The following is a 2,757-nucleotide window of genomic DNA, read 5'->3' as shown; positions in this document are numbered from 1 at the left end:
CTTAAATTCGCTTGTCACACGTTTTAAAGCGTACAAGTCACCAACTGATACACAGCAGCTAATAATCGCATTAGGAAGCAAATCAGCGCGTTCTGATGATGACAATAAAAAGCTGTCTATACTGTTGAGAGCTGAAAAAAAAGCTGATGAGTTAATGAAAGCTCGTGCTGCTACACAACGACTCATGAATGCTGAAAAAGCAGAGAAAAGAAAAGCAGAGACTAGAAAAAAGGTGATTTGGGGAGCTGCGTTAAAAACAGCTAGTAAGAATGATGCAGAAGTAGCTCAGATGATGCGTAAACTGTTTGATAGTGCGTATATAGCTGATAAAGACAAAGACGCTGTAAGAGCTGATTACGACGCTCTCACAACGTCTGATAATGCATTTTAGCTTTCGTGATTTTTGCTATGTTCAATAATGATTGACCAGTCATTGACCATGTTATCGAATTTCACACCATGTTGCATGATGTTGCTAATACTCGCGGATGGGTTACGCTCGTTAAAACGTCCGCAATATCTGCTTGATTCACCTGTCGCGCTGTCATAGAACTGCACAAAGCCGATGATTAGATCGTCGTCTGCTGCGTGCTTTGTTGGATTATAACGTCCGCGTTCTAGCACTAACTTAATTAGAAAACAACGCTCGTCTGATTCATCAAAGAATCGTGTTCCGTACTCTACTCTCATTATTTTGTCCTCTTTTTTGGTGTTGAAAACAAATCAGCTTGACCATTTTTCTTTACGTAATCACGCATAAACGCACGTACAGCTTGTGATGCAGTCGTATCTGTGTTCGAACACGCATGATGAAACGCGCTAACTAAGTTTTCATCAACTCGTATTGTGAACGCTTTCGTTTTTGTAGTCATAGTATCTCCTTATGTACATATTGAATACATACTTAGTATGTACGATGTATGTACACAAAACAAGCGGTTTTTTCATTTAATTTTCATCGAATCTTATTGTACATACAATGTATGTACATAGTACATATTTTATATGTACGTCAAAGTCTTGAAAGCTATATGAACACTATGTTTTTTTGGCAGAGTCTGATTATGTTCTTTTCACATTATGCTTGTAATTCTTAGATCTGAATCTCGACTCTCTTTAATTGTTATTTTTTTTATTTAATTCTTTTTTTAATTTCTCTGTAACCCTTACACTGTAAGGCTTTCAATCCCACACATAACTTGACAATAGCCTAAGTGTTCGTTATGCACTTGGTGGAGCTTTGAGTGAATTCAAGCAACACTCACCCTAAAGCGTCTAAGCAATGCTTAAACGCTTTAGTGCTGTTGCTTTGATAGTAATGATGTATGCGCTCGGCATCGCTCATCGCTCATCAAGATCGCATCACTGTACTAAGCTGCGACTGTTAAGATTACGATTAGTATCACCGCCTGAACACGCTCTTAACCGCTATAAGCTCTCTGTGCTAGCAAGGATTACATCCAATTTGCCGCTTTGAAAGACAATATAACCACTCGTTACGCTCTCTATTTGTCCAGCAACCCCTGTATAGAGTTTCTTGTCACCCATGCAATGCAGTCGTCACTGATGCCTGCCACCCATCGCGAGGGAACAGTACAGAGAGAGCCACACAGATATGCAACGAACAAAGAAAGATTGTAAAACGTAACAGGGAGTTGAGTTTTGAGCAGAATATAGATAAAATGACCCTAAACGGGTATTTAATACTGTTCAAATAACGCACTGCACATGCTTATTTGTTCGTTACAGTGTGTTTCAGCACGCTGTAACCGTTAACTCACATAGTAATACCAAAAGCAGAGTCTATTCAACTAGACTCTGCTTTTTTTTTGTTTAGCTTTACTTAATTATTGCTCAGAAAAAAAGCAAGTGTATGCTGGCATTGGATTTGTTGATTTTAAGCTTTTTGTAACAGTGTTTTAATATTACATACTAAAGCCGCGATCATTGTCATTTCTCTTATCATTTCTTGGGCCAGGTTCGCTCAAATTTGCTGATTTTAGCGTTTGTTTTGGCTCAATTGGGTAAAGCTCGTCTAATCGTTTTAAGTCGCTTATATCGCATTCTAAGCTGTATTTTCGCGTGAAGTCTTGCACGCTCATGTTGCTGTCAAAATCATCTAAAACGTCAATGTTTGACAAGTTCTCTTTTTTCATCATAAAACGCTCTATCGCTTGCGCTGTCTTGTTTTCGACAAGCTCGCTGTTTGTGAGTGTTCCATCTCTATCTTTGTTTGATATAGCGATATTAAATTTTTCACGTCTTGCTTGCATGTAGAGATCGTAAAAGCTGTCGTCTACTCTCGCGACTGTATCTCTTAGCTTTGAGCCATGCTCGCTTGTCACTAGCACGCGAAACTCAAGTCGTAATAGTTCGCGAATAGGTCTCTGTCGAATGCGCTCAAGCTGTTGCTGCTGTTGCTCTAAGCGTTTTGCAGCTGCTCGTTTACTGCTAGTAATTGCTTGATCTGCGTCTGCTGCGAGCTGTTCACTGCTAGCAATTGCTTGTTTTGTGCTGCTAGTTCGTTGTGTGATGTAGCTAGCAGCGTCTGCTGTTTTTTCAGTTCTGCTGTTTGCAATTCTAAAGCTGTCTGCTGTTGCAGTAATTGCTCGTTTTGTGCTGTCAATTCGCTGTTTACTGCTAGTAATTGCTCTATTTGCTTGCTCATAATATTTCTCATCAATTTTGATTGCTGCCAGCTCATCAACGACATTGATAGTGTCGCGTTCTTTCATTGCTTGCTTAAATTCGCTTGTC

At 39.5% G+C, this 2,757-nt stretch carries 4 protein-coding genes; 1 reads left to right on the top strand and 3 read right to left on the bottom strand.

What is annotated here, in order from left to right:
* A partial coding sequence (locus tag NJD71_RS13450; RefSeq protein ID WP_319052409.1) for a hypothetical protein occupies positions 1-391 on the top strand: 391 nt, incomplete at its 5' end.
* Here NJD71_RS13450 and NJD71_RS13445 read toward each other — a convergent pair.
* The 3 genes from NJD71_RS13445 to NJD71_RS13435 form a co-directional block, all read right to left on the bottom strand.
* Complete coding sequence (locus tag NJD71_RS13445; RefSeq protein ID WP_319052408.1) at positions 388-690, bottom strand: hypothetical protein; 303 nt, start codon at positions 688-690, stop codon at positions 388-390. The genes NJD71_RS13450 and NJD71_RS13445 overlap by 4 nt on opposite strands.
* A complete protein-coding gene (locus NJD71_RS13440; protein WP_319052407.1) occupies positions 690-872 on the bottom strand; it encodes a hypothetical protein in 183 nt (60 codons plus the stop codon). The genes NJD71_RS13445 and NJD71_RS13440 overlap by 1 nt, the downstream gene beginning before the upstream one ends.
* Before the next feature lie 1,053 nt (positions 873-1,925).
* Positions 1,926-2,757: hypothetical protein (locus NJD71_RS13435; protein ID WP_319052406.1), on the bottom strand; the 832-nt coding region annotated here is incomplete at its 5' end.

The sequence above is a fragment of the Psychrobacter sp. PP-21 genome (genome assembly GCF_033790785.1).
Taxonomy (GTDB): domain Bacteria; phylum Pseudomonadota; class Gammaproteobacteria; order Pseudomonadales; family Moraxellaceae; genus Psychrobacter.
This window is presented reverse-complemented; position numbering and strand designations above follow the sequence as displayed.